The sequence below is a fragment of the Stenotrophomonas sp. genome, from assembly GCF_032061965.1.
Classification (GTDB): domain Bacteria; phylum Pseudomonadota; class Gammaproteobacteria; order Xanthomonadales; family Xanthomonadaceae; genus Stenotrophomonas.
Genome location: NZ_DAMBEF010000008.1, coordinates 34,555 through 57,920, shown reverse-complemented (window position 1 = coordinate 57,920; position 23,366 = coordinate 34,555). Strand labels below are relative to the sequence as shown.

Annotated in this window: 20 protein-coding genes; 9 read left to right on the top strand and 11 right to left on the bottom strand. The window is 64.2% G+C overall.

Annotated features, from left to right (window positions below; translation table 11 throughout):
- Window positions 1–272: 272 nt before the first annotated feature.
- Window positions 273–1,883: a carboxyl transferase domain-containing protein gene (locus RT460_RS06200; protein WP_313317829.1), complete on the top strand. Its 1,611-nt coding sequence runs from the start codon at window positions 273–275 to the stop codon at window positions 1,881–1,883.
- Between the two features lie 369 nt (window positions 1,884–2,252).
- Window positions 2,253–4,223, top strand: coding sequence for an acetyl/propionyl/methylcrotonyl-CoA carboxylase subunit alpha (locus RT460_RS06195; protein ID WP_313317827.1), 1,971 nt, complete (start codon window positions 2,253–2,255; stop codon window positions 4,221–4,223).
- Between the two features lie 24 nt (window positions 4,224–4,247).
- Here the strand turns inward: RT460_RS06195 and RT460_RS06190 are convergent, their stop codons facing one another.
- The gene (locus RT460_RS06190) at window positions 4,248–5,405 is read right to left on the bottom strand and encodes a putative peptide maturation dehydrogenase (RefSeq protein ID WP_313317825.1); all 1,158 of its coding nucleotides are present in this window, start codon (window positions 5,403–5,405) and stop codon (window positions 4,248–4,250) included.
- On the opposite strand from RT460_RS06190, the gene RT460_RS06185 reads away from it, so the two are divergent.
- Window positions 5,404–5,853, top strand: a complete 450-nt coding sequence (locus tag RT460_RS06185; RefSeq protein WP_313317823.1) for an NHLP-related RiPP peptide — start codon at window positions 5,404–5,406, stop codon at window positions 5,851–5,853. The two genes, RT460_RS06190 and RT460_RS06185, sit on opposite strands and share 2 nt — an antisense overlap.
- Here RT460_RS06185 and RT460_RS06180 read toward each other — a convergent pair.
- The 4 genes from RT460_RS06180 to aceB all read right to left on the bottom strand — a co-directional run bounded on the left by RT460_RS06180 (window position 5,793) and on the right by aceB (window position 12,734).
- Window positions 5,793–8,432 carry a putative peptide modification system cyclase gene (locus RT460_RS06180; protein WP_313317912.1) on the bottom strand — a complete coding sequence of 880 codons (2,640 nt, stop codon included), beginning with the start codon at window positions 8,430–8,432 and terminating at the stop codon, window positions 5,793–5,795. The two genes, RT460_RS06185 and RT460_RS06180, sit on opposite strands and share 61 nt — an antisense overlap.
- Window positions 8,433–8,436: 4 nt before the next feature.
- The gene (locus tag RT460_RS06175; protein ID WP_313317822.1) at window positions 8,437–9,483 is read right to left on the bottom strand and encodes a GGDEF domain-containing protein; all 1,047 of its coding nucleotides are present in this window, start codon (window positions 9,481–9,483) and stop codon (window positions 8,437–8,439) included.
- A 234-nt stretch (window positions 9,484–9,717) separates the two neighbouring features.
- On the bottom strand, window positions 9,718–11,049 hold the full coding sequence (gene aceA, locus RT460_RS06170) for an isocitrate lyase (protein WP_313317820.1): 1,332 nt from the start codon (window positions 11,047–11,049) through the stop codon (window positions 9,718–9,720).
- Window positions 11,050–11,090: 41 nt separating this feature from the next.
- A complete protein-coding gene (aceB, locus tag RT460_RS06165; RefSeq protein WP_313317819.1) occupies window positions 11,091–12,734 on the bottom strand; it encodes a malate synthase A in 1,644 nt (547 codons plus the stop codon).
- Window positions 12,735–12,842: 108 nt separating this feature from the next.
- On the opposite strand from aceB, the gene RT460_RS06160 reads away from it, so the two are divergent.
- On the top strand, window positions 12,843–13,811 hold the full coding sequence (locus tag RT460_RS06160; RefSeq protein WP_313317817.1) for a LysR family transcriptional regulator: 969 nt from the start codon (window positions 12,843–12,845) through the stop codon (window positions 13,809–13,811).
- Window positions 13,812–13,877: 66 nt separating this feature from the next.
- On the top strand, window positions 13,878–14,798 hold the full coding sequence (locus tag RT460_RS06155) for a LysR substrate-binding domain-containing protein (RefSeq protein ID WP_313317815.1): 921 nt from the start codon (window positions 13,878–13,880) through the stop codon (window positions 14,796–14,798).
- Window positions 14,799–14,854: 56 nt separating this feature from the next.
- Here the strand turns inward: RT460_RS06155 and RT460_RS06150 are convergent, their stop codons facing one another.
- The 3 genes from RT460_RS06150 to RT460_RS06140 form a co-directional block, all read right to left on the bottom strand.
- Complete coding sequence (locus tag RT460_RS06150) at window positions 14,855–16,153, bottom strand: MFS transporter (RefSeq protein WP_313317812.1); 1,299 nt, start codon at window positions 16,151–16,153, stop codon at window positions 14,855–14,857.
- Between the two features lie 219 nt (window positions 16,154–16,372).
- Window positions 16,373–16,993 carry a signal peptidase I gene (lepB, locus tag RT460_RS06145; RefSeq protein ID WP_313317811.1) on the bottom strand — a complete coding sequence of 207 codons (621 nt, stop codon included), beginning with the start codon at window positions 16,991–16,993 and terminating at the stop codon, window positions 16,373–16,375.
- A gap of 54 nt (window positions 16,994–17,047) precedes the next feature.
- Window positions 17,048–17,710, bottom strand: a complete 663-nt coding sequence (locus RT460_RS06140) for a hypothetical protein (RefSeq protein ID WP_313317809.1) — start codon at window positions 17,708–17,710, stop codon at window positions 17,048–17,050.
- A gap of 347 nt (window positions 17,711–18,057) precedes the next feature.
- Here RT460_RS06140 and RT460_RS06135 point away from each other — a divergent pair, with 347 nt between their 5' ends.
- The 3 genes from RT460_RS06135 (at window position 18,058) to RT460_RS06125 (ending at window position 19,221) form a co-directional block, all read left to right on the top strand.
- Entirely contained in the window at window positions 18,058–18,465 is a 408-nt protein-coding gene (locus RT460_RS06135; protein ID WP_313317807.1) for a hypothetical protein, read from the top strand.
- 3 nt (window positions 18,466–18,468) lie between these two features.
- A complete protein-coding gene (locus RT460_RS06130; protein WP_313317805.1) occupies window positions 18,469–18,915 on the top strand; it encodes a 3-dehydroquinate dehydratase in 447 nt (148 codons plus the stop codon).
- 63 nt (window positions 18,916–18,978) lie between these two features.
- Window positions 18,979–19,221, top strand: coding sequence for a hypothetical protein (locus RT460_RS06125; RefSeq protein ID WP_313317803.1), 243 nt, complete (start codon window positions 18,979–18,981; stop codon window positions 19,219–19,221).
- A 68-nt stretch (window positions 19,222–19,289) separates the two neighbouring features.
- On the opposite strand, the gene dcp is transcribed toward RT460_RS06125, so the two are convergent.
- The 3 genes from dcp to arfB form a co-directional block, all read right to left on the bottom strand.
- Window positions 19,290–21,449 (bottom strand): peptidyl-dipeptidase Dcp, encoded by a 2,160-nt coding sequence (gene dcp, locus RT460_RS06120; RefSeq protein ID WP_313317801.1) that lies wholly within the window; start codon window positions 21,447–21,449, stop codon window positions 19,290–19,292.
- A 113-nt stretch (window positions 21,450–21,562) separates the two neighbouring features.
- A complete protein-coding gene (locus RT460_RS06115) occupies window positions 21,563–22,162 on the bottom strand; it encodes a 1-acyl-sn-glycerol-3-phosphate acyltransferase (RefSeq protein ID WP_313317798.1) in 600 nt (199 codons plus the stop codon).
- A 3-nt stretch (window positions 22,163–22,165) separates the two neighbouring features.
- On the bottom strand, window positions 22,166–22,597 hold the full coding sequence (gene arfB, locus RT460_RS06110) for an alternative ribosome rescue aminoacyl-tRNA hydrolase ArfB (protein WP_313317796.1): 432 nt from the start codon (window positions 22,595–22,597) through the stop codon (window positions 22,166–22,168).
- A 222-nt stretch (window positions 22,598–22,819) separates the two neighbouring features.
- On the opposite strand from arfB, the gene RT460_RS06105 reads away from it, so the two are divergent.
- Entirely contained in the window at window positions 22,820–23,341 is a 522-nt protein-coding gene (locus RT460_RS06105; protein WP_313317794.1) for a DUF2059 domain-containing protein, read from the top strand.
- The last annotated feature ends 25 nt before the right edge of the window (window positions 23,342–23,366 follow it).

Sequence of the window (23,366 nt, the reverse complement as noted above, 5' to 3'; positions counted from 1 at the left end):
GTGAGGGGAAGCTTCTGGCAAGCAGACCCGATGCTTTAAAGCTTTAGAGCTTTAAAAACTCTCCTCATCCGCCCCTTCGGGGCACCTTCCCCCAAAAAGGGGGCTGCAGTCCCGCAGGCGGGAGAAGGGACAAAGCAGCAACAGCAAGAAGCAAGAGCGACAGCAACAGCAACGGCAACAGCAACAGCAACAGCAACAGCAAAAAGCATAAGCAACAGCCCTGCTTCCATGCTTCCGCGTGCAGACAGGCTCCAGAACCCAGGACTTCGGCCATGACCGTACTCACCTCCCAGCTGCAACCCGGCAGTGACAGCTTCGAAGCCAACCGCGTCGCGATGCAGCTGCAGGTAGATGATCTGCATAAAACCCTGGACGCCACCGCCCGCGGCGGCAGCGATGCAGCCCGCGCCAAGCACACCGCGCGCGGCAAGCTACTGGTACGTGAGCGCATCGATGCCCTGCTCGATCCAGGTAGTGCCTTCCTGGAAGTTGCGCCGCTGGCCGCGCATGGCATGTATGCCGATCCCGTGCCCGGCGCCGGCATGGTTGCCGGTATCGGTCGCGTGTCCGGGGTGGAATGCCTGATCGTCGCCAACGATGCCACCGTCAAGGGCGGTACCTACTACCCGGTCACGGTCAAGAAGCATCTGCGCGCGCAGGAAATCGCCCAGCAGAATCGCCTGCCGTGCATCTATCTGGTCGACTCCGGCGGCGCCTTCCTGCCGCTGCAGGATGAAGTCTTCCCCGACCGCGATCATTTCGGTCGCATCTTCTACAACCAGGCCAACCTGTCGGCGCAGGGCATCCCGCAGATCGCCTGCGTGATGGGCAGCTGCACGGCAGGCGGCGCCTATGTGCCGGCGATGAGCGATGAAACCGTCATCGTCAAGGAACAGGGCACCATTTTCCTCGGCGGCCCGCCGCTGGTGAAGGCGGCGACCGGTGAGGTGGTCAGCGCCGAAGAACTGGGCGGCGCCGATGTGCATACGCGCATCTCCGGCGTGGCCGACCACATGGCCGACAACGACCTGCAGGCACTGGCACGGGTGCGCGCCATCATCGCCAACCTCAACTGGCGCAAGCCCGATGCGGGTGTTGCACTGCAGGCCAGCGAGGCGCCGTTGTTCGATGCGCAGGAACTGTACGGGGTGATCCCCAGCGACACGCGCAAGCCCTACGATGTGCGCGAGGTGATTGCGCGCATCGTCGACGGTTCGCGCTTCGATGAGTTCAAGCCGCGCTACGGCAATACCCTGGTCACCGGCTTTGCCCATGTGCACGGTCATCCGGTCGGCATCATCGCCAACAACGGCATCCTGTTCTCGGAGTCGGCGCTCAAGGGCGCGCACTTCATCGAGCTGTGTTGCCAGCGCAACATCCCGCTGCTGTTCCTGCAGAACATCACCGGCTTCATGGTCGGCCGCAAGTACGAGCACGGCGGCATTGCCAAGGACGGTGCGAAACTCGTCATGGCGGTGGCCAATGCGCGGGTACCCAAGTACACCGTGGTGATTGGCGGTTCATTCGGTGCTGGCAACTACGGCATGTGCGGACGGGCCTATTCGCCGCACTTCCTGTGGATGTGGCCGAATGCGCGCATCGGGGTGATGGGCGGTGAGCAGGCGGCCAGTGTGCTGGCCACGGTCAAGCGCGATGGGATCGAGGCCAAGGGCGGTGCGTGGTCGGCCGAGGAGGAGGATGCGTTCAAGCAGCCGATCCGTGATCAGTTCGAGCAGCAGGGGCATCCGTACTACGCCAGCGCGCGGTTGTGGGATGACGGGGTGATTGATCCGGCTGATACGCGTCGTATTCTTGGTTTGGCGCTGGCGGCAAGTCTCAATGCGCCGGTGCAGGACACACGGTTTGGTGTGTTCCGTATGTGATGCACATGCAGTCTCCTCTCAAGACAATGCCAGGAACAAGAGCTTTCACTCCCCTACGGGGAGCGAGTCACTTTTCTTTGCTTGTGCAAAGAAGAAGTAACCAAAAGAAAGCACACCCCGCCTCCGCGCCCAGCACGCTGCGCGCGCCGGGTTCACTCCACCGATGGGATTTTTCGACACGACATCCCTGTCGTGGCGAAAAACGACGTGCATCCTTGCACGTCGCCCTTCGGGTATTTCCCACCGGCTCCGTCGCTGCGGAAGGGGCCCGTACAACCAATGCAAGAGCAAGAGCAAGAGCAACCGCAACAGCAACGGCGAAAGCCCTCGGCTCCTTCCCTGCCCGCGCGGCACATCGTGGATAAGACAATGTTCAACAAGATCCTGATCGCCAATCGCGGTGAAATCGCCTGCCGCGTTATTGCTACCTGCCGTCGCCTTGGCATCGCTACCGTCGCGGTGTACTCGGATGCTGATCGCAATGCGCGACATGTGCGGCTGGCTGACGAGGCCATCCATATCGGTGCAGCGCCGGCTGCCGAGAGCTACCTGCGCGCCGAGGTCATTCTCGATGCTGCGCGCCGCAGCGGTGCGCAGGCTATCCATCCGGGTTATGGCTTTCTTTCCGAGAACGCGGGCTTCGCGCGTGCCTGTGATGCTGCAGGCATCGTCTTCATCGGGCCGCCGGCCAGTGCCATCGATGCGATGGGCGACAAGAGCTCGGCCAAGGCGCTGATGCAGACGGCAAGCGTGCCGTTGACGCCGGGTTATCACGGTGAGCGGCAGGAGCCGGCGTTCCTGCGGGCGCAGGCCGATGCGATTGGTTACCCTGTGCTGATCAAGGCCAGCGCCGGTGGTGGTGGCAAGGGCATGCGCAAGGTCGAGGCCAGTGCCGATTTCGAAGCCGCGCTGGCCAGCTGTCAGCGCGAGGCGCAGGCCTCGTTCGGCAATGCGCATGTGCTGGTGGAAAAGTACGTCGAGCGTCCGCGCCATATCGAGATCCAGGTGTTCGGCGACAGTCACGGTGACGTTGTCTATCTGTTCGAACGCGACTGCTCGGTGCAGCGCCGTCACCAAAAGGTTTTGGAAGAAGCCCCCGCGCCCGGCATGACCGCCGAGCGCCGCGCTGCGATGGGCAAGGCCGCTACCGATGCGGCGCGGGCGGTTGGCTATGTCGGCGCGGGCACGGTGGAGTTCATCGCCGGGCCAGATGGCGATTTCTATTTCATGGAAATGAACACACGCCTGCAGGTCGAACACCCGGTCACCGAACTGATCACCGGCACCGACCTGGTCGAATGGCAGCTGCGCGTGGCCGCAGGCCAGCCGTTGCCGAAGACCCAGCAGCAACTGCAGATCCATGGTCACGCGATCGAAGCGCGCCTGTATGCCGAAGACGCCGACCGCGGCTTCCTGCCCTCGACCGGCATGCTGCGTCACCTGCGCCTGCCGCAGCCCAGCACCCATGTGCGTGTGGATGCCGGTGTTGAACAGGGCGATGCAATCACTCCGTTCTACGATCCGATGATCGCCAAGCTGATCGTCTGGGACGTGGACCGCGACAGCGCCCTGCAGCGCATGCAGCAGGCCTTGGCGCAGTGCCAGGTGGTCGGCGTGACCACCAATGCCGCCTTCCTGCGCCGACTGGTGCAGACTGATTCATTCCGCACCGCCAACCTCGATACCGCCTTGATCGAGCGTGAGCGTGAGGCGCTGGATATCCATCACATCGCGGCAAGCGATGAGGACTGGGCACTGGCCGCCGTGCTTGCTGTCAGCAGCGAGCCGCCACACAGCAACGACACGTCACCCTGGGCAATCGCCGACAGCTGGCGGCTGACCGGACCGGCGGCACGTGCGGTGACGCTGGAACACCTGGAACAACGCCAGCAACTGCAGGTCCGCAATACCGCCAAGGGCTGGCAGGTGCACCTCGGCGACACGTTGATCGAGCTTGTCGGCAAGGCCGACAACGATGGCTACGCCCTGCAGCTTGGCCAGCACCTGCAACGCGGCCAGGCGATCCGCGAAGGCAATACGCTGTATGTGTTCGGCACCGACCAGCAACAACGTTTCAACATCCACGACCCGGTCGCCGAAGCCGACAGCAGCAACGACCACGGTGGCAGCCTGTTGGCACCGATGCCCGGCCGCGTCGTCACCCTGCTTGTGCAAGCGGGCAGCACGGTTACCCGCGGCACGCCGTTGCTGGTGATGGAAGCGATGAAGATGGAACACACCTTGCAGGCGCCAGCGGATGGCACGGTGAACGGGTTCCGGGCCAAGGCCGGTGATCAGGTGGCGGACGGTGCTGTGCTGGTGGATTTCGAGGCGACGTGACTGCCACGTCCCGGATGAGGTTTATCAGCCCCGCCGACAGACGGTGACGGGATCGAGTTCGGCTATTTCCTGCTCGGCTGACCGCCAGCCGAACCCACCGATTGCAACCGCTCCCTGCTCCAGCACCGACAAACCAAACGCCTGCTCCAATTGGGCCTCGTTGATGGCTGAAGTCACGAATGCGCCCAAACCGAGATCCGTCGCACTGACATACAACGTCTGCGATAGATGCCCCACATCCAACAGCAGCGCCCGGTAGGCCTTTGGGTGGCTGCGGTACTTCCAATGGCTACGTGCCACGCGCGGCGCATAAATCACCAACACCGGCGCCCTCGCGAACCAATGTTGACCGGCCAGCAGCGTGCAGGCCAGATCCCGCAGCGGAGCTTGTGGCGCAGGTAACGGCCGCAGTGCATGCTCAAGCGGCCGGTAGTGGTAGAGGCCAGGTTCGATCCCTTCAACATGCTGCACGATCAAGTAGCACTCGGTCGCATGCAGGCTGCCACCGGAAGGCGTGTGCTTCTTGAGAAACTCCACGCCGTCACCCTGTTCGACCCGGCCCTGCGCCGCAAACACCCGCTCCAGCATCCGGCTGAAGTACTCACGCTCCAATGCCCTGCCTGTATCGAAGTTCCGGCAGGTAAACCTGCGTGCGAATAACACGTCCAGGTCCCGGTGTGGATATTGTTCCAAGCGGACGTCAGGCCCCATCGCCACGCGGTCCAAGGTGGCCGGCGGCGGTGGGCCACAGTGCTTGATCAGGCCGGCTACGGTATTGGTACCAAGGCGCTGCATTGACCCCACGCTATCGACAGCATCCCAGCGCGTAAAGCGCTGCATCAGCGCGGCCAATGGCCACCAGTGCAAGCTGCGGTAGTGATCATCGGCATCGCGCGAGGGCGATCGCTCGGCGACATCGGCCACCAGCAAACCAACCTCAAGCAATCGCGTGATCTCCGCAGTCGGCTCACCCTCCAACGTTGTCCAATGTTCCGGGCTGAAACTGCCGCAGGCAAGCATCTCCGCTTCGCACACCTGACATTCACCCTCCAGGTGCGGCGCGAGTGCAACCCAGCCACGTTCACTGATGAGGCCATTGCCACCGGCCAGCAAACTGCCCAGATCGAAGCGATTGCGCTCCCGCATTTCAAAAAAAACCGACATACAACGACGCACTTTCATGAGTATCATCCTCGCTCCACGCAGGGGGCGCGGAGACTATTTCAATCCTGACCGGACGGGCCTGCATGCCCTCCCCGCCGGCCATAGGCGGACAAAGATGGACAACTCTTACGATAACCATGACGAGGCAGCGGGCCATGCCGGTTTGGATCCGTTGATCGTGGATTCTCTACTTGAGAAGCTGGCAACGGATGATGCATTCCGTGCCATATTCCACGCCAATCCCGCACAAGCCCTGGCCGAGCTCGGCGCTGTGTTGGGCGCTTCGCATGGCATTCCGGCACCAGGCGATCCCTACTACTGCATGACCACCTCGACATTGGCCAGCAAGGAAGAAATCGCCCAGGCCCGCGCACTGTTGCAGCAGCATCTTGCCGCAGCGGGGAATCACAACGTGATCTTCTGCTTCGAGGCCGACAGGATCCGTTCTGCTCTCGAATGCAGCTGACCGGGAAGCTCGGCAAGCGGCCAGTGTTCAAGAAAAAGGTCGAGCTCGTGCCTGGCCTGCTCCCCTTTTCCTTGCGCCAGCAGTGACTCGGCAAGCCAGAGCCGGGCCATGCGCGCATCCAGCACGTTCAGCGGCTGCAGCGTCTGCGAAGCGTTGGCTTCCATGTAGGCATGGCCACGCCGATCCAGCAACCAGCGGGCCTGGCTTTCCGCTTCCGCATGGTTGCCTGCCTTGGTCAGGACATCGAACAGCATGACCCGCGTCTGGTACCCATCATCGGCACGGATCGGCAACAATGCCAACGCCTGATCCAACTTGCCCTGGTAGGCCAACAAACCCGCGCGGGTTGTGAGTTCGGTGGCATTCAACACGATGTAGCGTGTTTCAGCAGGCAACCGCTGTACCTGTGCCAGGGCATCAACCGCCAGTCTTGGATCACCTTCGCGCAGTGCCAGATTGGCATTTGCCAGAAGCATGGTTGCCATATCGGCGCGATTGAGTGGATCCCAACGTGACGATGTGATCTCCTCGGTCAGTTCGCTGGCGACCTGTACCCTGGCTGCTTGCCGCCCTTTTGTCCCCCGGGCGTGATCAACGATCGCATTTACAAGACCGAACTGCTGATAGACGAACGGGTCCGAGCGCTTGGAAACATCCAGCACATGCCTGGACAACTGGTCCGCTCGCTGCCACTGCCCTTGGTCCAAGGCGAGGGAAACCCGGTCAATGAATGGCACCAGCTCGGCGCCAGGACCATCGACCGGAGCCGCCCGGTCCAGCCAGCGCTCCGCCTCGGCAGGATTGCCCTGGACTGCCAATACCGAGGCCATGCGCCGGGCATGACCGGGCATGACCGGACCGGATATCTGCTGCAGCTGCTCCAGCGCCTGCTCGGTTTTGCCTGCGGCCAACAGGATGCGCGCGACATAGTCTGCCGCATAGGTTCGCAATGGATCCTGCGGTACGTCGGCGGCACGCGCATAAGGCAATGCTTCGTCAAACCTGTTGGCCACGTACAAATGCCATGCAGCGTTTGCCTGCCCCGAGAAGTCATCGGGATACATGCTTGCCATCACCTGCCATTTTTCAAGTGCGAGCGTGGGGGTCTTCAACTCTGCTTCCCAGGCGTCAAGGTAGAGACGTTCGCGATCCGGCAGGCGCCCGCGTAGCGATACCGCCTTCTCCAGCCAAGGCATCGCCTCGGGGCGCCCGGACATGTTCGCGCTCGCCCTTGCAGCGCCCAGATAGGCCAGGGTGAAATCGGGATCCAGCTTCGCTGCTTCCTGATACATCTGCATGGACGCGGGCCAGTTTCCTTCACGCGCGTTGCGCAGCCCCAGCGAGTAGGCCCGCAAAGCCTGGAGATTGGACGTCGTCACCATCGGCAGGGGATCGGAAGCAGAGCGCACCGCACTCGAGGACTCCCCCAGCACCGTTCTCAGCTTGGTGGTCAGCCTGTCTACCGAGGTCAACACCGAATCGAGGCCTTTTCCGTCGGCGTACTCCGAATGGAGAGTGGCCTGCGTAACGGGGTCCACGACCTCGACGCTCACGCGCAGCATCCCACCGATCTCGGCGATGGTCGGAACAACCACCAGCCGCGCTCCGTTTCGCAATGCAACTTCCGAGGCGAGTGCGCGGTCGATTACGGTCTTGTCGGGGTCGCGCCGCGTTCTGGAAACCGTGGCACGCGCGGTCATGTCACTGATCACGTTTATGTAGCGCGACTGTTCAAGACTGATACGGAATGCCTGCGCAAGCGGATCATCAAGCAACGGATTATCGGTGAGGTTCTTCAAGTCTCCCACCACCACCCAGTCACGCTCCCCGAATGCAATGGCCGGGTCCGGACGTACCAACGCCCATCCCGCCAGTACCAATACCAGCAGCAGCATTGTTTCCGCCACCAGCGCAGCGGGGCGGCGCCAGAGCGGCAGCGCGCGCCGGGCCTTGGACGAGCCCGCGGGCATGCGTAGCGGCGCCCGATCGCCTGTCCCAACCTCGAATACCTCCTGCGCAGCAGGCAGCCCCTTGAAGTGCCACCGACCATGCGAGGTCCACCGCAGGCCATTGCCCCGCTCGCCGAGCTCACGTTGGCCGCCACGTAGCAGCGACTCAGCCACCGACGACAGCAGGATCTGGTTGGGCCGAGCCAGGGCCATCAATCGCGCGGCAATGGGCTTGGCGACGCCTTCCACCTCCAGCGGCTTTGCCCCGGCAGCGATGGCTTCATCGCTGTTCTGCCATGCCAGCACGTAACCGACATGGAGCCCTATGCGCGCACGCAGGGGCAGCTGACGCGACTGCCCCAGGCGTTCAAGTTCATCCAGGTAGTCCAATGCAAACCCAAGCCCGTGGACCGGCGTCTCGAAGAGCAACAACATGCCATCGGAACGATCGATCAGGCGCCCCTTCCACCGCTGCAACAACCCAAGGACGCGGATATCCAGCGCACGGAACAACTCCGCAGCGGCGACATCGCCCATGTGCTGGACCAGTGCGACCGAGTCGCACAGGTCGGTCAGCACCAGCGTTTTCAGCTGCCGGTTTGCGCTGCTCGACGTAACCGAATCCTGCACCTTGTCACCCCAGCCGCCGCTGTCCGGGGTTGCCATCGACAAACCACTGGGCACGGTTGCCACCGCGGCGCTTGGCTTCATACAAGGCTTTGTCGGCGCGCGAGTAGGTGTCGTTCCAGTGATGGCCGTCATTTACCAGCGCCATGCCGATGCTGACCGAGCAGGCCTCGGCCGCAGCGCGCGGGTCACTGCTCCAGCCCCGGGCAGCTTCCAGGATGAAGTCCGCCACGCGGGTAAGGCAGTCAACATCAGCCTGTGCCAGCAGGATGCAGAACTCGTCCCCACCCAGCCGGCAGGCAATGTCGTCCCTGCCCACGACCGAGTTGAGGATGCGCCCCAGCCGCTGCAGGGCCTGGTCGCCCACCAGATGCCCGTGCACATCATTCAAACCCTTGAAGTCATCGCAATCGATCAGCAACAGCCCCTGCGGACGCTTGCCCGAGCGATGGGATTCCTGCAGGTAGGCGGTGAGCGCACGCCGATTGTTGAGACCGGTGAGGTCGTCGCTGTAGACCAGCTCACGGGTGCTGGTGAGCTCACTGTGCGTGCTGTACAGATTGCCCAGCGCGGTTTCCAGTTCCTGGTTGCGGCGGCTGAGCTGGCCGATCAGGCGCTGCTCACTTGAGACGACACGTGACAACGTGCGCCGCAGGAAGAACACCACCATCGCCGGGTCCTGGTCCACCAGCCGGTGGAAATTGGCGTGGGTGATCTCCAGCAACACGCTGTCGCAACTGGCACGTGCGTCGCAGGAACGCGGATGGCGCTCGATCAGCAGCCCCAGTTCGCCAAAAAAATCATTGCAGGCCAGCTGCTTGGGCGCCATGCCGCCGCCAAAATCCAGGCTCACCGCACCACTGACGACGATGAACATCGAGGTGCCGAGCTCGCCGCGACGGAACAGCGACTCATCGGCACGCACGGTCCTGCGGATCGCGAACTGGGAAAACAGGGCGAACTCCACCGGGGACAACTGGGCGCGCAGCGATGTACCCCCACTCGGCGCGACGCCGACGGGGCGCTCATGACGCACCGTATCCCCTGAACCCATGCCGCTCATTCCCTGCCTCATGGATCCCGGCATGGCCGCCGGGAAGTTCACGAGCCTATCACCAAAATAAACGGACATGGGTACACCCCGTGAAAATTCGCCTGCTGACGTGGGCACACCTTAGTCCGAAGACGTAAGAGTGGCCGGCGGCTGTCACATAGCTGACGAACAGTGCTTGCGCCAACAAAAAAGGGGGCCCGAAGGCCCCCGAAAAAACCACACAACAAGGGTTGGTCAGGCCGCCTTTTCCGCCTGGAACTGCTCTTCCTCGGTGGAGCCGGTCAGTGCGGTCACGCTGGACGCGCCGCCCTGGATCACCGTGGTCACATCGTCGAAGTAGCCCGCGCCCACTTCCTGCTGGTGCGAGACAAAGGTGTAGCCCTGTTCGCGGGCGGCGAACTCCGGTTCCTGCACCTGCTCCACGTAGTGGCGCATGCCCTCGCCCCGCGCATAGTCGTGGGCGAACTTGAAGGTGTTGAACCAGTTGATGTGGATGCCTGCCAGGGTGATGAACTGGTACTTGTAGCCCAGCGCGGCCAGCTCGTCCTGGAACTTGGCGATGGTCTTGTCGTCCAGGTTCTTCTTCCAGTTGAACGAGGGTGAGCAGTTGTAGGACAGCAGCTTGCCGGGGCTGGCTGCATGCACGGCCTGGGCGAACTCGCGGGCAAAGCCCAGGTCCGGGGTACCGGTTTCGCACCACACCAGGTCGGCATGCGGGGCATAGGACACGCCGCGGCTGATTGCCTGCTCCAGGCCATTCTTGACCCGGTAGAAACCTTCGGCAGTGCGCTGGCCGGTAACGAACGGCGCATCGTTGGGGTCGAAGTCGCTGGTCAGCAGGTTGGCGGCTTCGGCGTCGGTACGGGCCAGCACGATGGTCGGCACGCCCAGCACGTCGGCGGCCAGGCGCGCGGCCGACAGCTTCTGGATCGCTTCCTGGGTCGGCACCAGCACCTTGCCACCCATGTGGCCGCACTTCTTCACCGCTGCCAGCTGGTCCTCAAAGTGCACGGCGGCGGCGCCGGCCACGATCATGTTCTTCATCAGCTCATAGGCGTTCAGCACGCCACCGAAACCGGCCTCGCCGTCGGCGACGATCGGCAGGAAGAAGTCGATCGCGTCCTCGGCCTTGACCTTGCCGTCGATGATGTTCTTCCACTGGATTTCATCGGCGCGCTGGAAGGTGTTGTTGATGCGGCGGACCATGGTCGGCACCGAGTCGTAGGCGTACAGCGACTGGTCCGGGTACATGGTTTCGGAGGTGTTGCCATCGGCAGCCACCTGCCAGCCGGACAGGTACACCGCTTCCAGCCCGGCCTTGGCCTGCTGCATGGCCTGGCCGGCGCTGATCGCACCGAAGGCATTGACGTAGCCCTTCTTCGAGCTGCCATTGACCAGCTCCCACAGGCGCTCGGCGCCGCGCTTGGCCAGGGTATGTTCCGGCTGCACGGTACCGCGCAGGCGCACCACATCGGCGGCGCTGTAGGTGCGCTTCAAACCCTTCCAACGCGGGTTGGTGTCCCAGTCCTGCTGCAGGGCGTCGATCTGTTGCTGGTAGGTGCTCATCGTGTCGTCCTCGAAAGAAATAGTCGGTGCCAAGGGGAGGGTCAATCGATCTGCCGGTAGGCCGGCAAGGTCAGGAACTCGGCCAGGTCATCCGCGCGGCTGAGTTGGTCGAGCAGGCCGATGGCCTGGGTGATGCGGCCGCCACCGGGCAGCGCGGAGGTGTCGCCCAGCCGCGCCGGCAGCGCGCGCAGGGTGGCCGCCAGCAGCGCGAAGTCGATCGCGGTGCCGTCGTCCAGGTGCTGGTTGCCGGCGTGCAGCCACTGCCAGATCTGGCTGCGGCTGATCTCGGCGGTGGCAGCGTCTTCCATCAGGTTGTGGATGGGCACACAGCCATTGCCGTCCAGCCAGGCGGCCAGGTAGCGCACGCAGACTTCGACGTTGTTCTCGAAGCCGGCGCGGGTGACGGTGCCGCTGCACGGCGCGATCAGGTCATCACGGCTGACCTGCACGTCACGGCGCAGCACGTTGTGCTGGTTGGCAGCGGGCATATGCTCGTCGAAGATGGCGCGCGCCACCGGGATCAGCGCCGGGTGCGCCACCCAGGTGCCGTCATGGCCGGCAGTGACTTCGCGCAGCTTGTCAGCGCGCACCCGCGCCATCGCCTGCTCGTTGGCGGCGGCGTCGTTGTTGATCGGGATCTGCGCGGCCATGCCGCCCATCGCATGCGCACCGCGGCGGTGGCAGGTCTTGATCAGCAGTTCCGAATACGCCTTCAGGAACGGCTGGGTCATGGTCACCTGGCCACGCTCGGGCAACACCTTGTCGGCGTGGCGGCGGAAGGTCTTCAGGTAGGAAAAGATGTAGTCCCAGCGGCCGCAGTTCAGGCCGACGATGCGCTCGCGCAGCGCATGCAGGATCTCATCCATCTCGAACACCGCCGGCAAGGTTTCGATCAGCACGGTGACCTTGATCTGCCCATGCGGCAGGCCCAGCATGCCCTCGATGTGCGACAGCGCGGTCTCCCACAGCGCCGCCTCTTCCATCGACTGCAGCTTGGGCAGGTAGAAGTACGGGCCGCGGTCCTTGTCCATCAGGGTCTGCGCGTTGTGGAAGGCGAACAGCGCCGCGTCGAACAGGCCACCGGCAATCGGTTGGCCATCGATCAGCACGTGCTTCTCGTCCAGATGCCAGCCACGCGGGCGCACGATCAGCACCGCCTGCTCGTCGGCTGGACGCAGCGTGTAGTGCTTGCCCGGGCCCTTGGCGGTGGCCGGCGCGGTGAAGTCCAGGTCACCGCGCACCGCCGCCTTCATGGTCTGCTGGCCGGCCAGCACGTTGCGCCAGGTCGGCGAGGTCGAATCCTCGAAGTCGGCCATGAACACCTTGGCGCCGGAGTTCAGCGCGTTGATGACCATCTTCGGGTCGGTCGGGCCGGTGATCTCGACGCGGCGGTCCTGCAGCGCGGCCGGGATCGGCGCCACGCTCCAGTCCTCTTCACGGATGGCGCGGGTATCGGCGCGGAAGTCCGGCAGGCCGCCCTGGTCGAAGAAGGCCTGCCGCTCGCGGCGTGCGGCCAAACGGGCCTGGCGACCCGGCTCGACCGCACGGTGCAGCGATACAAGCAGGCCCAGCACGCCGGCCGGCAGCAGCGCGGACTGGCCGGCGAGCTGGGTGGTCAGGCTGATGCCCGGGGTCGGGCGGGGGGCGGACTGCGGCGCAGCGACAGCGTGGGCGACGGCGGACATCGGAAGTTCCTGCGGGTGTCGGGGACTCCAACGTGCGGCCGCACGCTCATATTTAACAAAACAGTTTTTGCAATGTTATCTATAAGTTGTGCTAATACTGGCCCCATCATGCCCAGCAAGCCGCCCGTAACTCCGCGTTTTTCCTACAAGTCTGACCGGCTCAAGCCGCTGCGGGCGTTCCTGCAGACGGTGCGCCTGGGCTCGGTTTCGCGTGCGTCGGAGGCGCTTTTTGTCAGCCAACCGGCGGTGAGCCTGCAGCTGCAGGCGCTGGAACGGGAGCTTGGGGTAGTACTTTTCGAGCGCAGCGGACGCCGCCTGGTGCCCAGCCGCGAAGGCCAGCTGCTCTACGACATGGCCCAGCCACTGGTGGAAAGCCTGGACGGGCTGCTGCCGCGGTTCCGCGAGAAGGTCAGCGGGCTGGACGCAGGCGAGCTCAATATCGCCGCAAATTCGTCGACCATCCTGTATCTCCTGCCCAAGATCGTCGAAAACTTCCGCAAGCTGCATCCTGATGTGCGCCTGACCCTGCACAACGCGATCAGCGCCGACGGCACCGACCTGCTGCGCAGCGACGCCGCCGACCTGGCCATCGGCTCGATGATGGATGTGCCAGCCGACCTCAGCTACGCGCCGGTCTACCGCTTCGACCAGGTGCTGATTACCCCACCCAACCACCCGCTGGCGAAGAAGAAGAACCTGACATTGGAAGACCTGTCGCCGTGGCCGCTGATCCTGCCACCGCGCCGGCAGATCACCTGGCGGCTGGTCGACCTGGTGTTCCAGCAGCACCGCGTGCCCTACACCGTGGCGCTGGAAGTGGGCGGCTGGGAGGTGATCAAGCAATACGTGGCGATGGGCATGGGCATCAGCATCGTCACCGCGCTGTGCTTGAACGATGCCGACCGCGACAAGCTGGCCACGCGGGCGATGAGCGACTACTTCCCGTCGCGCAGCTACGGCGTGGTGGTGCGGCGGGGCAAGGTGCTGTCGCCGCAGGCGCGGGCATTCGTGGAGCTGATCCAGCCAGACCTGTTCGCACCACGGCAATACGACGACACCGGGCATTCGGAGCGCTAGGCCTTGCATCGGGAACTGGCAGCACCGCAGTTGGTCGACACCACCGCAGCCGCCTAGACTGCCGTCATGTCTCTGGAACTCCGCCACCTGCGCTACTTCCTGGCCGTCGCCGACACCCTGCACTTCGGCCGCGCCGCCGAGCGACTGGGGATGTCGCAACCGCCACTCAGCCAGCAGATCCGGCAGCTGGAAACCCTTATCGGCGCGCACCTGTTCGTACGCAGTCACCGCCGGGTGCAGCTCACCCCTGCCGGCAAGCTGCTGCAGGAACAGGCCCGCGAAATCCTGCAACGGGTAGATGGCGCAGTTGACATGGTGCAGCGTGCGCAGCGCGGTGAAAGTGGTGAACTGCGTATCGGCCTGACCCGTGCCATCCCCTTGCTGCCGCAGATTCCGCGCGCCTTCTTCGCCTATCGCCAGCAACACCCGCAGGTGCAGTTGCAACTGCGTGAAATGAACAGCCTGCGGCAGATTGATGCGCTGCTGGCCGACGAACTGGACGTGGGCATCATCCGTCGGCGCGTACTGCCACCGGAGCTGACTACCACGCACCTGCTGGACGACCCCTTGGTGCTGGTGCTGCACGCCACGCACCCCGCGTTGGCGGGCAAGGACCCGGCGACCGCGCGATTCGCCTTGCGCCAATTCGCACTGGATCCATTCGTTGGTTTCTCGCGTGATGCCGGCGCTGGCATCCATGACCATGTGATCACGCTGTGCCGTAACGCCGGCTTCAGCCCGCGCATCGTGCAGGAGGCGGGGGAATCCTCAACGCTGATAAGCCTGGTGGCCGCCGGCCTGGGCGTGTGCGTGCTGCCTTCTTCCTGCAGCCACATCCAGGTGGAAGGTGCGTGTTTTGTCGCGCTCAGTGACCGCGGTGCGGCATCGGAAATCCAACTGGCGTGGCGGCGCGAGTCGGTGACGCCGTTGCTGCGGCAGTTCATTGCCTTGTTGCGGGCCGAGGTTGCCGGGTCCGTTGGCAAATAGTCGCCCCCTCTCCCGCGAGGGGAAAGGGGCTTCGCGCTGCGGTTGCCCGCATTGGATCAACGTGTCGCTGCTGCAGCCACCGGGCCTTCAGCCAGCGCCTGCATGTGGTGCCATACCCGCCACGCGGCCGCCACACCTGCCAACGTCAGCAGCAGGGTGAAGCCACAAACGCCGGCCCAGCCCCAATGCGTGTAGAACACTCCGCCCAAGGCGCCGAGCAGGCTTGAGCCCAGGTAGTAGAACAGCAGATACAACGCCGATGCTTCCGCGCGCATGCCACCGGCGCGCACGCCCACCCAACTGCTGGCCACCGAATGGCCACCGAAGAAACCGAACGTCACCGCGGCAATGCCCAACGCCATCGCCCACAGCCACGGCAGCATCAACAGCAGTACGCCGGCCAGCACCAAGGCAAACGACAAGGCCAGCACCGGGCCGCGCCCCATGCGATTGGCCAACTGCCCCATCCATGCCGAGCTGACGCTGCCCACCAGGTAGATCGTGAAAATCAGGCCCACCACCGTCTGGCTCAGGCTATAGGGCGGTGCCAACAGGTGATAGCCCAGGTAGTTGTAGACGGTGACAAACACGCCCAGCAGCAGGAAGCCGCAGACGAACAACCAGGGCAGGGCGGCATCGCGGAACAAACCGGCAAAACGTGCCGGCAGCCGCGCCGGTTCGGCGCGCTTGGCACGGAAGTGGCGTGAGGCCGGCAATTGCGTCCACAAAGCCGCCGTGGCCAACAGGGCGATGACACCCACCGCGCCGATACCGGCACGCCAGCCCCAATGATCCGCCACCACGCCGGCTATCAGGCGGCCACTCATGCCGCCCACCGCATTGCCCCCGATGTACAGACCCATCGCCAGGCCAAGCGCCCGGCTGTCCATTTCCTCGACCAGCCAGGTCATCGCCACCGCCGGCACACCGCTCAGGCTCAAACCCAGCAGCGTGCGCAGCACCAGCAGCGTCGACCAGTCATCCACCCAGGCGGTGGCCAGGGTCAGCAGCGCCGAGCCCAGCAGCGACGCCACCATCACCGGGCGACGACCAACCCGATCAGAAATGATGCCTGCCACCAGCATGGCCACTGCCAGCACGCCGGTGCTGACCGACAGCGCCAGCGCGCTGTTGCCGGCGCTGATACCAAAGTGGCTGCTGAATCCCGGCAGCAAGGGCTGCACGCAATACAGCACGCCGAACGTGGCGAAGCCGGCCATGAACAAGGCCAGCACCGCGCGCCTGAAGTCGGCGGTGCCCTGCTGGATATGGGGTTGCTCGACGACTGTCGAGATCGGAGTGGACGGGGCCAGGGAGTCACGGCACGCCGCACCGGTACGGGTTTCGAGTTCCATCGCATCAGGCCTGTGGCAGCAGGCCGGCTCAGTGAAGATGGCGCAAAGCTTGAACCCATGGATCAAGTCGATCCATAACCTGATACGTACCGATTGATATGTTTCAGGTATTGATCAAGTCTTGCCCATGGTCATGGCAAAGCCGCCTGCATCCGCGCCACGCCTGACGGGCCGCGCGCCCGCGCCACGGACAACGACAGGAGAGGCGCCAAGCTGCGGTCAAAGCCGCAGCCACTCCGGTCCGTCGCCGCGCCGCCAGTACACCGCTATTGCCTTGCCATAGACCGCGTCGGCATCTACCAGACCAAAGAAGCGGCCATCAAAGCTGTTGCCACGATGATCCCCCACCACCAGCAGCTTGCCGGCGGGAAGGGTGATGCCGTTGATGTCCGGCCCGCCACCGTCGTGCAGGTCCAACTGCACCGGTTTGTCGCCGAACAGCTCGCGGGCAACTTCCTGGCGCAGCGGTTGTTCGTTGATGGACAGGTAGCCATCGTGCAGTTGCACGCGATCCCCTCCCACCGCCACCACGCGCTTGATCAATCGCGTGCCATCGGCCGGGGAGTCGAACACCGCCACATCACCGCGCCGGGGCTGACCGGTTGCCAACAGTTTTATGTTGGTGAAAGGCAGGCGCAGACCATAGGCGCGCATGTCCACCACTACCCGATCACCGGGCTGCAGGGTCGGCTGCATCGAGCCACTGGGCACCTGGTAATGGTTGGCCAGACTGTCGCGGGCAGCGCCCAGCAACAACAGCATCGCCGCCAATGGCAACGCCTCGCGACGCAGCCAGGCCAGGACCGGATGGGGACTGCGGGGTGCTACGGCCTCGTTCATGACGCACTCCTGTGGGAACACCAGCAGTGGACCGGCGCCGGCCGGGGAAGTTCCTCAGAGCTGGCGCAGCGTCTGTTCCGGTACCGCCGCCTCCACGCGCGGGGTCGCCGCCGCACGCATCCGCTGAGCCACGTGGGCCAGGCTGGCGGCCAGGATGAAGGTATAGCCGAGCAACTCGGTGGTCTCCTCGATGGCGTTCTTGAACACGCGGATATAACTCTCACCCAGCAAGCCGTTCCACAGCGAGGTCAAGCCGATCAATCGTGCGTAGCACAGCAGTAACACCAGCCCGATGGTCATCAAGGTGCCTGCGCGCGTATTGAGGAAGCGCACCAGGCCCGATACGGCCGCACGCCAATCCTGCAACGCATAGACGATGCTGGCCACGGCAACCGGCACCGCCAGCCATTTCCACAATCCATGCAGCAAAAGATCGAACACTGCATCCATCTCGCGCAGCAGCATGCAGGCAAACATGCCCGCTGCCAGTACCGCAAAACGGCGGTCGTCCACGCGCTTGCGCGCCAACCGCACAAACGCCAGTGCGCTGGCTAACAGGAAACCTTCCTGTGTCAATTCCACCAGCGACCATTCGCCCACGCCATCCGTCAGCCAATGGATGTCGCAGTACAGCAGCAGCGCTGGCAAGCAGACCATCAGCGCGAACACACCGGTTCGGGCGACGTGGGAAAGAAGGAAGCGGGAATCGTTGCTCACGGCATAAAGCGCCCGTCGGGACGCGTCCAGTTGCGGAGGAAAAGGTCGCGAAGAACAGCGCAGGAGCGCAGGCAATGCCACGCTAACGGGGGATGGCGACCCTGCCTATTTTTGCATGCGATCCACGAACCTCCGTCGCCATCAGCAGAACACTGCCAACCACGCTGGCGCCAGAGGCCGCAAACACAAATCCGGCCTTTTCCCAGCACACTGCCCTTGCGCGTCCAGCGACACCTGCAACGCTACGCACTATTTACGCCCAGGCCGGCCACTGGACATGGCGGTGTTATGCGCACCGCGCGCATCGTGTCACCACCGCGCCGCACGGCGCTTCGCCTTGATGTCACATGACCATCCTGATGATCCGGCACGCGCACAGCTGCGCCGTCGCGGACACCTCGCCACTCCCTGCACAGATCGCGGGACATGCACTGTGCTGCCAGAACTGCGACTCACTGCCAGCCCTGCTGCGTTGCCTGCAGCATGCCCAGCGCAGCCGGCCTGCGTGGATAGTGATCGAGACCGGGGCAGCCAACGCGGAACAGTGGGCACTGCAGGGCGCTGAACTCTGCGCCGCAATCGATGCCCTGCCCGCCCCGTACATCGAGATCACGCGCAACGATGCCGACACCCTGGATAGCCACCTTCATCCGCAGCATGCACCGGCCGCGCTGATCTGCGGGGGTGCGGCGGACGCAAGCCGCCAGCTGTCGCTGGCCATCGTCGCCTGCCGCCTGCGCGCAGAGGAGGCGTGAGTCATGTCGATTTTCATTGTGCGTGGCCCTGAAGGCAGCGGCCCCCAGCAGCGTGCCGCTGCGGCGTTGCCGGGCGAGGTGATGAAATCACTGGTACACCGCGCACTGGACAGCGGCACCAGCCTGGCCGTACGCAACTGCCGCTGCGAACAGGAGCTGCTTGAAGCCCTGTGCGCGGCTGACCACGCCAATGGCGAGGTCACGCTGCTGGCACCGGGCGCCTGCGTGCACAGCGCGCGCCTGAAGCGCCTGCTGCCGCATCTGCACAATGCCTATGTCGAGGTTCACGAGGACGATGCCGGCACGCTGGAGGCCTGCCTGCCAGTGACCGCACAACGTATCGGGGTTGCCCAGGGCTTCCGCGCGCAAAGCTACGCATTGGCATTGGAGATGGCCCTGGAACATCTTGGCTGCAATGACCTTGGCGATCGCGTGCATGTAGGCACCTGAGTGAACGCACGTGGGCAAGTACCCGGGGCGAATGGATCGGTCCGCCGGGAGGCAGGCACCGAGGTGACCGATGGCCATGCCGCTGAATCCCGGCAAGGCACAGCCACGCAACGGTACATCGCCGCTTACGAAATCTACATCGACGGGCATCCGTTCTGGTGGGGACACCTTGCCCTGCGCATCAGCGCCGATGACCCGCGCCAGGATGACCCGCACTACCTGCTCGAGCACCTCTGCAGCACTGCGGCACAACGGCACGATGTGGCGGTGTCGCAGGTGCGACTGACCATGGTGAGCCGCCTGTAGCGGCAGCGCCAACACGCAGACACGCGAACGGCAGGGTTTCCCCTGCCGTTCGTGATACTTCGCAATACTTACTTCAAGCCGCGGTTATGCAGCAGCGGTTCCACGCTCGGATCCTTGCCACGGAAATCGCGGTAGGCCGTTGCCAGATCGCGGGTGTTGCCGATGGACAGGATCTTGTCGCGGAACACCTGGCCGTTCTCACGGCTCAGACCACCGTTCTCCTTGAACCACTCGAAGGCGTCATGGTCGATCATCTCAGCCCAGAAGTAGGCGTAGTAACCGGCCGAATAACCGCCCCCCCAGATGTGGTCGAAGTAGCTGCTGCGGTAACGCGGCGGCACCTGTGCCAGATCCACCTTGTAGCGCTTGAGCGCATCGGCTTCGAAGGTGTCCACGTCCTGCAGCGGCGCATCGGCACCCTGCGTATGCCAGGCAAGATCCAACAGCGCCGCCGACAGGTACTCGGTGGTCATATAACCCTGGTTGAAGGTCTTGGCCTTGGCGATCTTGTCGACCAGATCCTGCGGCATCGCTGCCTTGGTCTGGTAGTGCTTGGCGTAGTTGGCGAACACCTTCGGATCCGATGCCCAGTGCTCGTTGAACTGCGACGGGAACTCGACGAAGTCACGCGGCACGCCGGTGCCGGCCACGCTCGGGTACTTGGTCTTGGAGAACATGCCGTGCAGCGCATGCCCGAACTCATGGAACATCGTGGTCACGTCATCCCAGCTCAGCAGCGCGGGCTGGCCGGCGGCGGGCTTGGTGAAGTTGCTGACGTTGTAGACCACCGGCTTGGTGCCGGTCAGGCCATCCTGCTCGACGAACACGTCCATCCAGGCGCCACCGGACTTGCTGTCACGCTTGTAGAAGTCGGCATAGAACAGTGCCAGCGGCTGGCCATCGGCATCGGTCACTTCGAACACGCGCACGTCCGGGTGATAGACCGGCAGGTCGGTGCGCTCCTTGAAGGTCAGGCCGTACAGCTGGTTGGCAGCAAAGAACACGCCGTTCTGCAGCACGTTGTCCAGCTCGAAGTAAGGCTTGATCTGCGACTCGTCCAGGTCGTACTTGGCCTTGCGCACCTGCTCGGCGTAGAAGTCCCAATCCGATGCCGTCGCCTTGAAGCCGCCCTTCTGCGCATCGATCACCTTCTGGATCTCGGCCAGCTCGCCGCGTGCCTTGGCGGTGGCGGCCGGCACCGTGTCGGTCAGCAGCTTGAGCGCATGCTCCGGCGTCTGCGCCATCTGGTCGGTCAGGTTGTAGGCCGCGTAGTTCGGGAAGCCAAGCAGCTTGGCCTTGGCAGCACGCAGCTGTGCCAGGCGCTGGATGATCTTGCGGGTGTCGTTGGCGTCGCCGTGCTCGGTACGGGTCTCCGAGGCTTCCAGCACCTTGGCACGCACGTCGCGATCCTGCAGCGCGCCGAGTGCCGGCTGCTGGGTGGTGTTCTGCAGGCTCAGCACCCACTTGCCATCGAGCTTGCGGCCCTTGGCGGCATCCTCGGCGGCAGCGATGTCGCCATCGGACAGGCCAGCCAACTGCGCCTTGTCATCGATGGTCACCGCACCGGCAGCAGTCGCTGCCACCAGCTTGTTGTGGAAGTCGTTGGACAGTGTCGCTTCTTCGGCGTTGTACTGCTTCAGGGTTTCCTTGTCGGCATCGTTGAGCTCGGCACCGGACTTGACGAAACCCTTGTAGGTTTCCTCGACAACGCGCAGCTGCTCGGCGTCCAGGCCAGCGTCGGCGCGGCCGTCATAGACGGTCTTGATGCGCGCGAACAGCTTCGGGTCCAGGTGGATGGCGTCGCTGTGTGCGGCCAGCTTGGGCACCACGTCTTCCTGGATCTTCTGCCGCTCAGGATTGGTATCGGCCTGCACCACGCTGAAGAACACGCGGCTGACGCGGTCCAGGATAGCGCCGGATTTCTCCATCGGCAGCAGCGTATTGTCGAAGGTCGCCGGCTGGGTGTTGTCGGTGATCTGCTTGATCTCGGCCAGTTGCTGGCGCATGCCTTCTTCGAAGGCCGGCAGGTAATCACTGTCCTTGATCTTGTCGAACGCCGGCGCCTGGAACGGCAAGCTGCTGGCGGTCATGAACGGGTTGGTCGAGGCATCGGCCGGCTGGCCGGCCTGGGCAGGTGCATTGGCGGTCACGGGGGCAGTGGACTCCTTGCCGGAACAAGCGGCCAGCGCAAGGCTGATGGCGGCGGCCAGGACAACGGTACGCGACATGAAACGGCTCCTTGGGAACGGGCTTCTAACAGCCCTTTACCCTACTCCGTTCACCTGTTCACGGCATGTGCCGATGGTGGCGCCGGCCCCGGCCGGATATGTCGGTTGCCGGTTCAGCCGGTACCGCGGTTCTTGCCCATCCATTGCCGGTACCACTGGCGGATGGCGGCCATGTCGGCCACGTCGTCACCGCTGGTCGGGAAGACCGGACCAAAGCCGAGCACCCGTTCGGGATAATGGAAATAGGCCGGGATCACCGGTACCTCGGCCAGGCGCGCGATCTTCAGGAAGCCGCCCTTCCATTCCTGCACCGGCTTGCGCGTGCCTTCCGGCGCCAGCGCGTACCAGATCCGATCGCTTGCGCGGATCATCGCCACCGCCTGGCCCACCGTGCCCTGCGGCGAGCTGCGATCCAGTGGCACTACGCCGAGCCGGCGCAACACCACCGACAGCGGCCACCAGAACAGCTTGTCCTTGCCCAGGATGCGTGCATCCAGACCCAGCGCCAGCTTCGCCGCCAGCCCCCACAGGCCATCCCAGTTGGAGGAATGCGGGGCGGCGATCACCACCGCCTTGGCCAAATCCGGGATCGGCCCACGGATTTGCCAGCCGCCCAGCCACAGGATGCTGCGCCCCAACCAGCGGCTGAAGGCACGGCCCTTGAAGGCGGGTATGTTTGGCGGAATGACCGGCACCACCGGCGGCTTGCTCAAGTACTACTCCCAATTACGTTGCGAGCGGCCGCGCTTGACCTGCGCGCGCTCCTTCTTCTGGTCCAGGCGGCGCAGCTTGGAGCCGTGCGTGGGTTTGGTCGCCACCCGCGCCTTGGGGACACTCAGGCTGGCCTGGATGAAGGCGGCCAGGCGTTCGCGTGCATCCTGGCGATTGCGGTCCTGCGTGCGGAAACGCTGCGCATCGATCACCAGTACGCCTTCGCTGGTCACGCGACGGTCGCGCCGGGCCAGCAAGCGCTCGCGCAGCGGCTCAGGGAGCGACGGTGAAGCGGCGATATCAAACCGCAGCTCCACCGCGGTGGATACCTTGTTGACGTTCTGGCCACCCGCGCCGGAGGCGCGCACGAAACGCTCGACGATCTCCGTTTCCGGTATCGCCAGCCGCGGTGAGATATCGATCTGCTCGGTTGCCATCGGCACATTGTAAGCGGAGCCATGCGTCTGTTAGCACGGTGCCAACCAGGGAGCGGCTTGGGCGGCGGCCAACCGTGACCGGTTCCGCCCCGGCAGCGATGGATGCGGTGCAGCATGCGCCCCACCAGAAGCGCCACGCGCGCCGCGATTGGGCATCCGTGAACACCCTCCCCGCGCGAACCTCGTTATGCTGCCCGTTCGACCCGCCGCCCAGGAAAGCCCATGACCCGCTCCTTCCTTCGCAAGCGCCTGCCACGTCTGCTGCTGGCCACCGGCCTGCTGCTGGCCAGCATCGCACCGGCGTTGGCCGCCCCGCCGACGGACGCCGATATCAACCGCCTGCTGGCCGCGTCGCGGGCGCAGAACATGCTGGATTCGATGTTGCCGCAGATGGAGGCGATGCAGGCCCAGCAGTTCGCCCAGCTCACCGCCAACGAGCAGCTCAGCGCGGACCAGAAGGCGCGCGTGCAGCGCATCCAGCAGCGCACCTCGCAGACCCTGCGTGAAGCACTGTCGTGGTCGCAGATGCGGCCGATGTACGTGGAGCTGTACAAGCAATCCTTCTCCAAGGAGGACGTGCTGGCGATGGCCGAGTTCTATGAAAGCGCTGCCGGCCAGAGCCTGCTGGACAAGACCCCGACACTGATGCAGAACCTGATGGTGGCCATCCAGCAGAAGATGACGCCGCTGCTGGCCGATCTGCAGAAAGACCTGGAACAGATCACCAACGAACCGGCCAAGTAAGCCTCTGTAGTGCCGAGCATGGTCC

Excerpts from the sequence above, each read along its gene's own strand:
- RT460_RS06195 (WP_313317827.1), top strand. The coding sequence starts at position 2,253 with ATGTTCAACAAGATCCTGATCGCCAATCGCGGTGAAATCGCCTGCCGC.
- lepB (WP_313317811.1), bottom strand. The coding sequence starts at position 16,993 with ATGAACGAGGCCGTAGCACCCCGCAGTCCCCATCCGGTCCTGGCCTGG.
- RT460_RS06200 (WP_313317829.1), top strand. The coding sequence starts at position 273 with ATGACCGTACTCACCTCCCAGCTGCAACCCGGCAGTGACAGCTTCGAA.
- arfB (WP_313317796.1), bottom strand. The coding sequence starts at position 22,597 with ATGGCAACCGAGCAGATCGATATCTCACCGCGGCTGGCGATACCGGAA.
- RT460_RS06155 (WP_313317815.1), top strand. The coding sequence starts at position 13,878 with ATGTCTCTGGAACTCCGCCACCTGCGCTACTTCCTGGCCGTCGCCGAC.
- RT460_RS06130 (WP_313317805.1), top strand. The coding sequence starts at position 18,469 with ATGTCGATTTTCATTGTGCGTGGCCCTGAAGGCAGCGGCCCCCAGCAG.
- RT460_RS06150 (WP_313317812.1), bottom strand. The coding sequence starts at position 16,153 with ATGGAACTCGAAACCCGTACCGGTGCGGCGTGCCGTGACTCCCTGGCC.
- RT460_RS06185 (WP_313317823.1), top strand. The coding sequence starts at position 5,404 with ATGAGTATCATCCTCGCTCCACGCAGGGGGCGCGGAGACTATTTCAAT.
- RT460_RS06160 (WP_313317817.1), top strand. The coding sequence starts at position 12,843 with ATGCCCAGCAAGCCGCCCGTAACTCCGCGTTTTTCCTACAAGTCTGAC.
- RT460_RS06175 (WP_313317822.1), bottom strand. The coding sequence starts at position 9,483 with ATGGGTTCAGGGGATACGGTGCGTCATGAGCGCCCCGTCGGCGTCGCG.
- RT460_RS06190 (WP_313317825.1), bottom strand. The coding sequence starts at position 5,405 with ATGAAAGTGCGTCGTTGTATGTCGGTTTTTTTTGAAATGCGGGAGCGC.
- dcp (WP_313317801.1), bottom strand. The coding sequence starts at position 21,449 with ATGTCGCGTACCGTTGTCCTGGCCGCCGCCATCAGCCTTGCGCTGGCC.
- aceA (WP_313317820.1), bottom strand. The coding sequence starts at position 11,049 with ATGAGCACCTACCAGCAACAGATCGACGCCCTGCAGCAGGACTGGGAC.
- aceB (WP_313317819.1), bottom strand. The coding sequence starts at position 12,734 with ATGTCCGCCGTCGCCCACGCTGTCGCTGCGCCGCAGTCCGCCCCCCGC.
- RT460_RS06105 (WP_313317794.1), top strand. The coding sequence starts at position 22,820 with ATGACCCGCTCCTTCCTTCGCAAGCGCCTGCCACGTCTGCTGCTGGCC.
- RT460_RS06135 (WP_313317807.1), top strand. The coding sequence starts at position 18,058 with ATGACCATCCTGATGATCCGGCACGCGCACAGCTGCGCCGTCGCGGAC.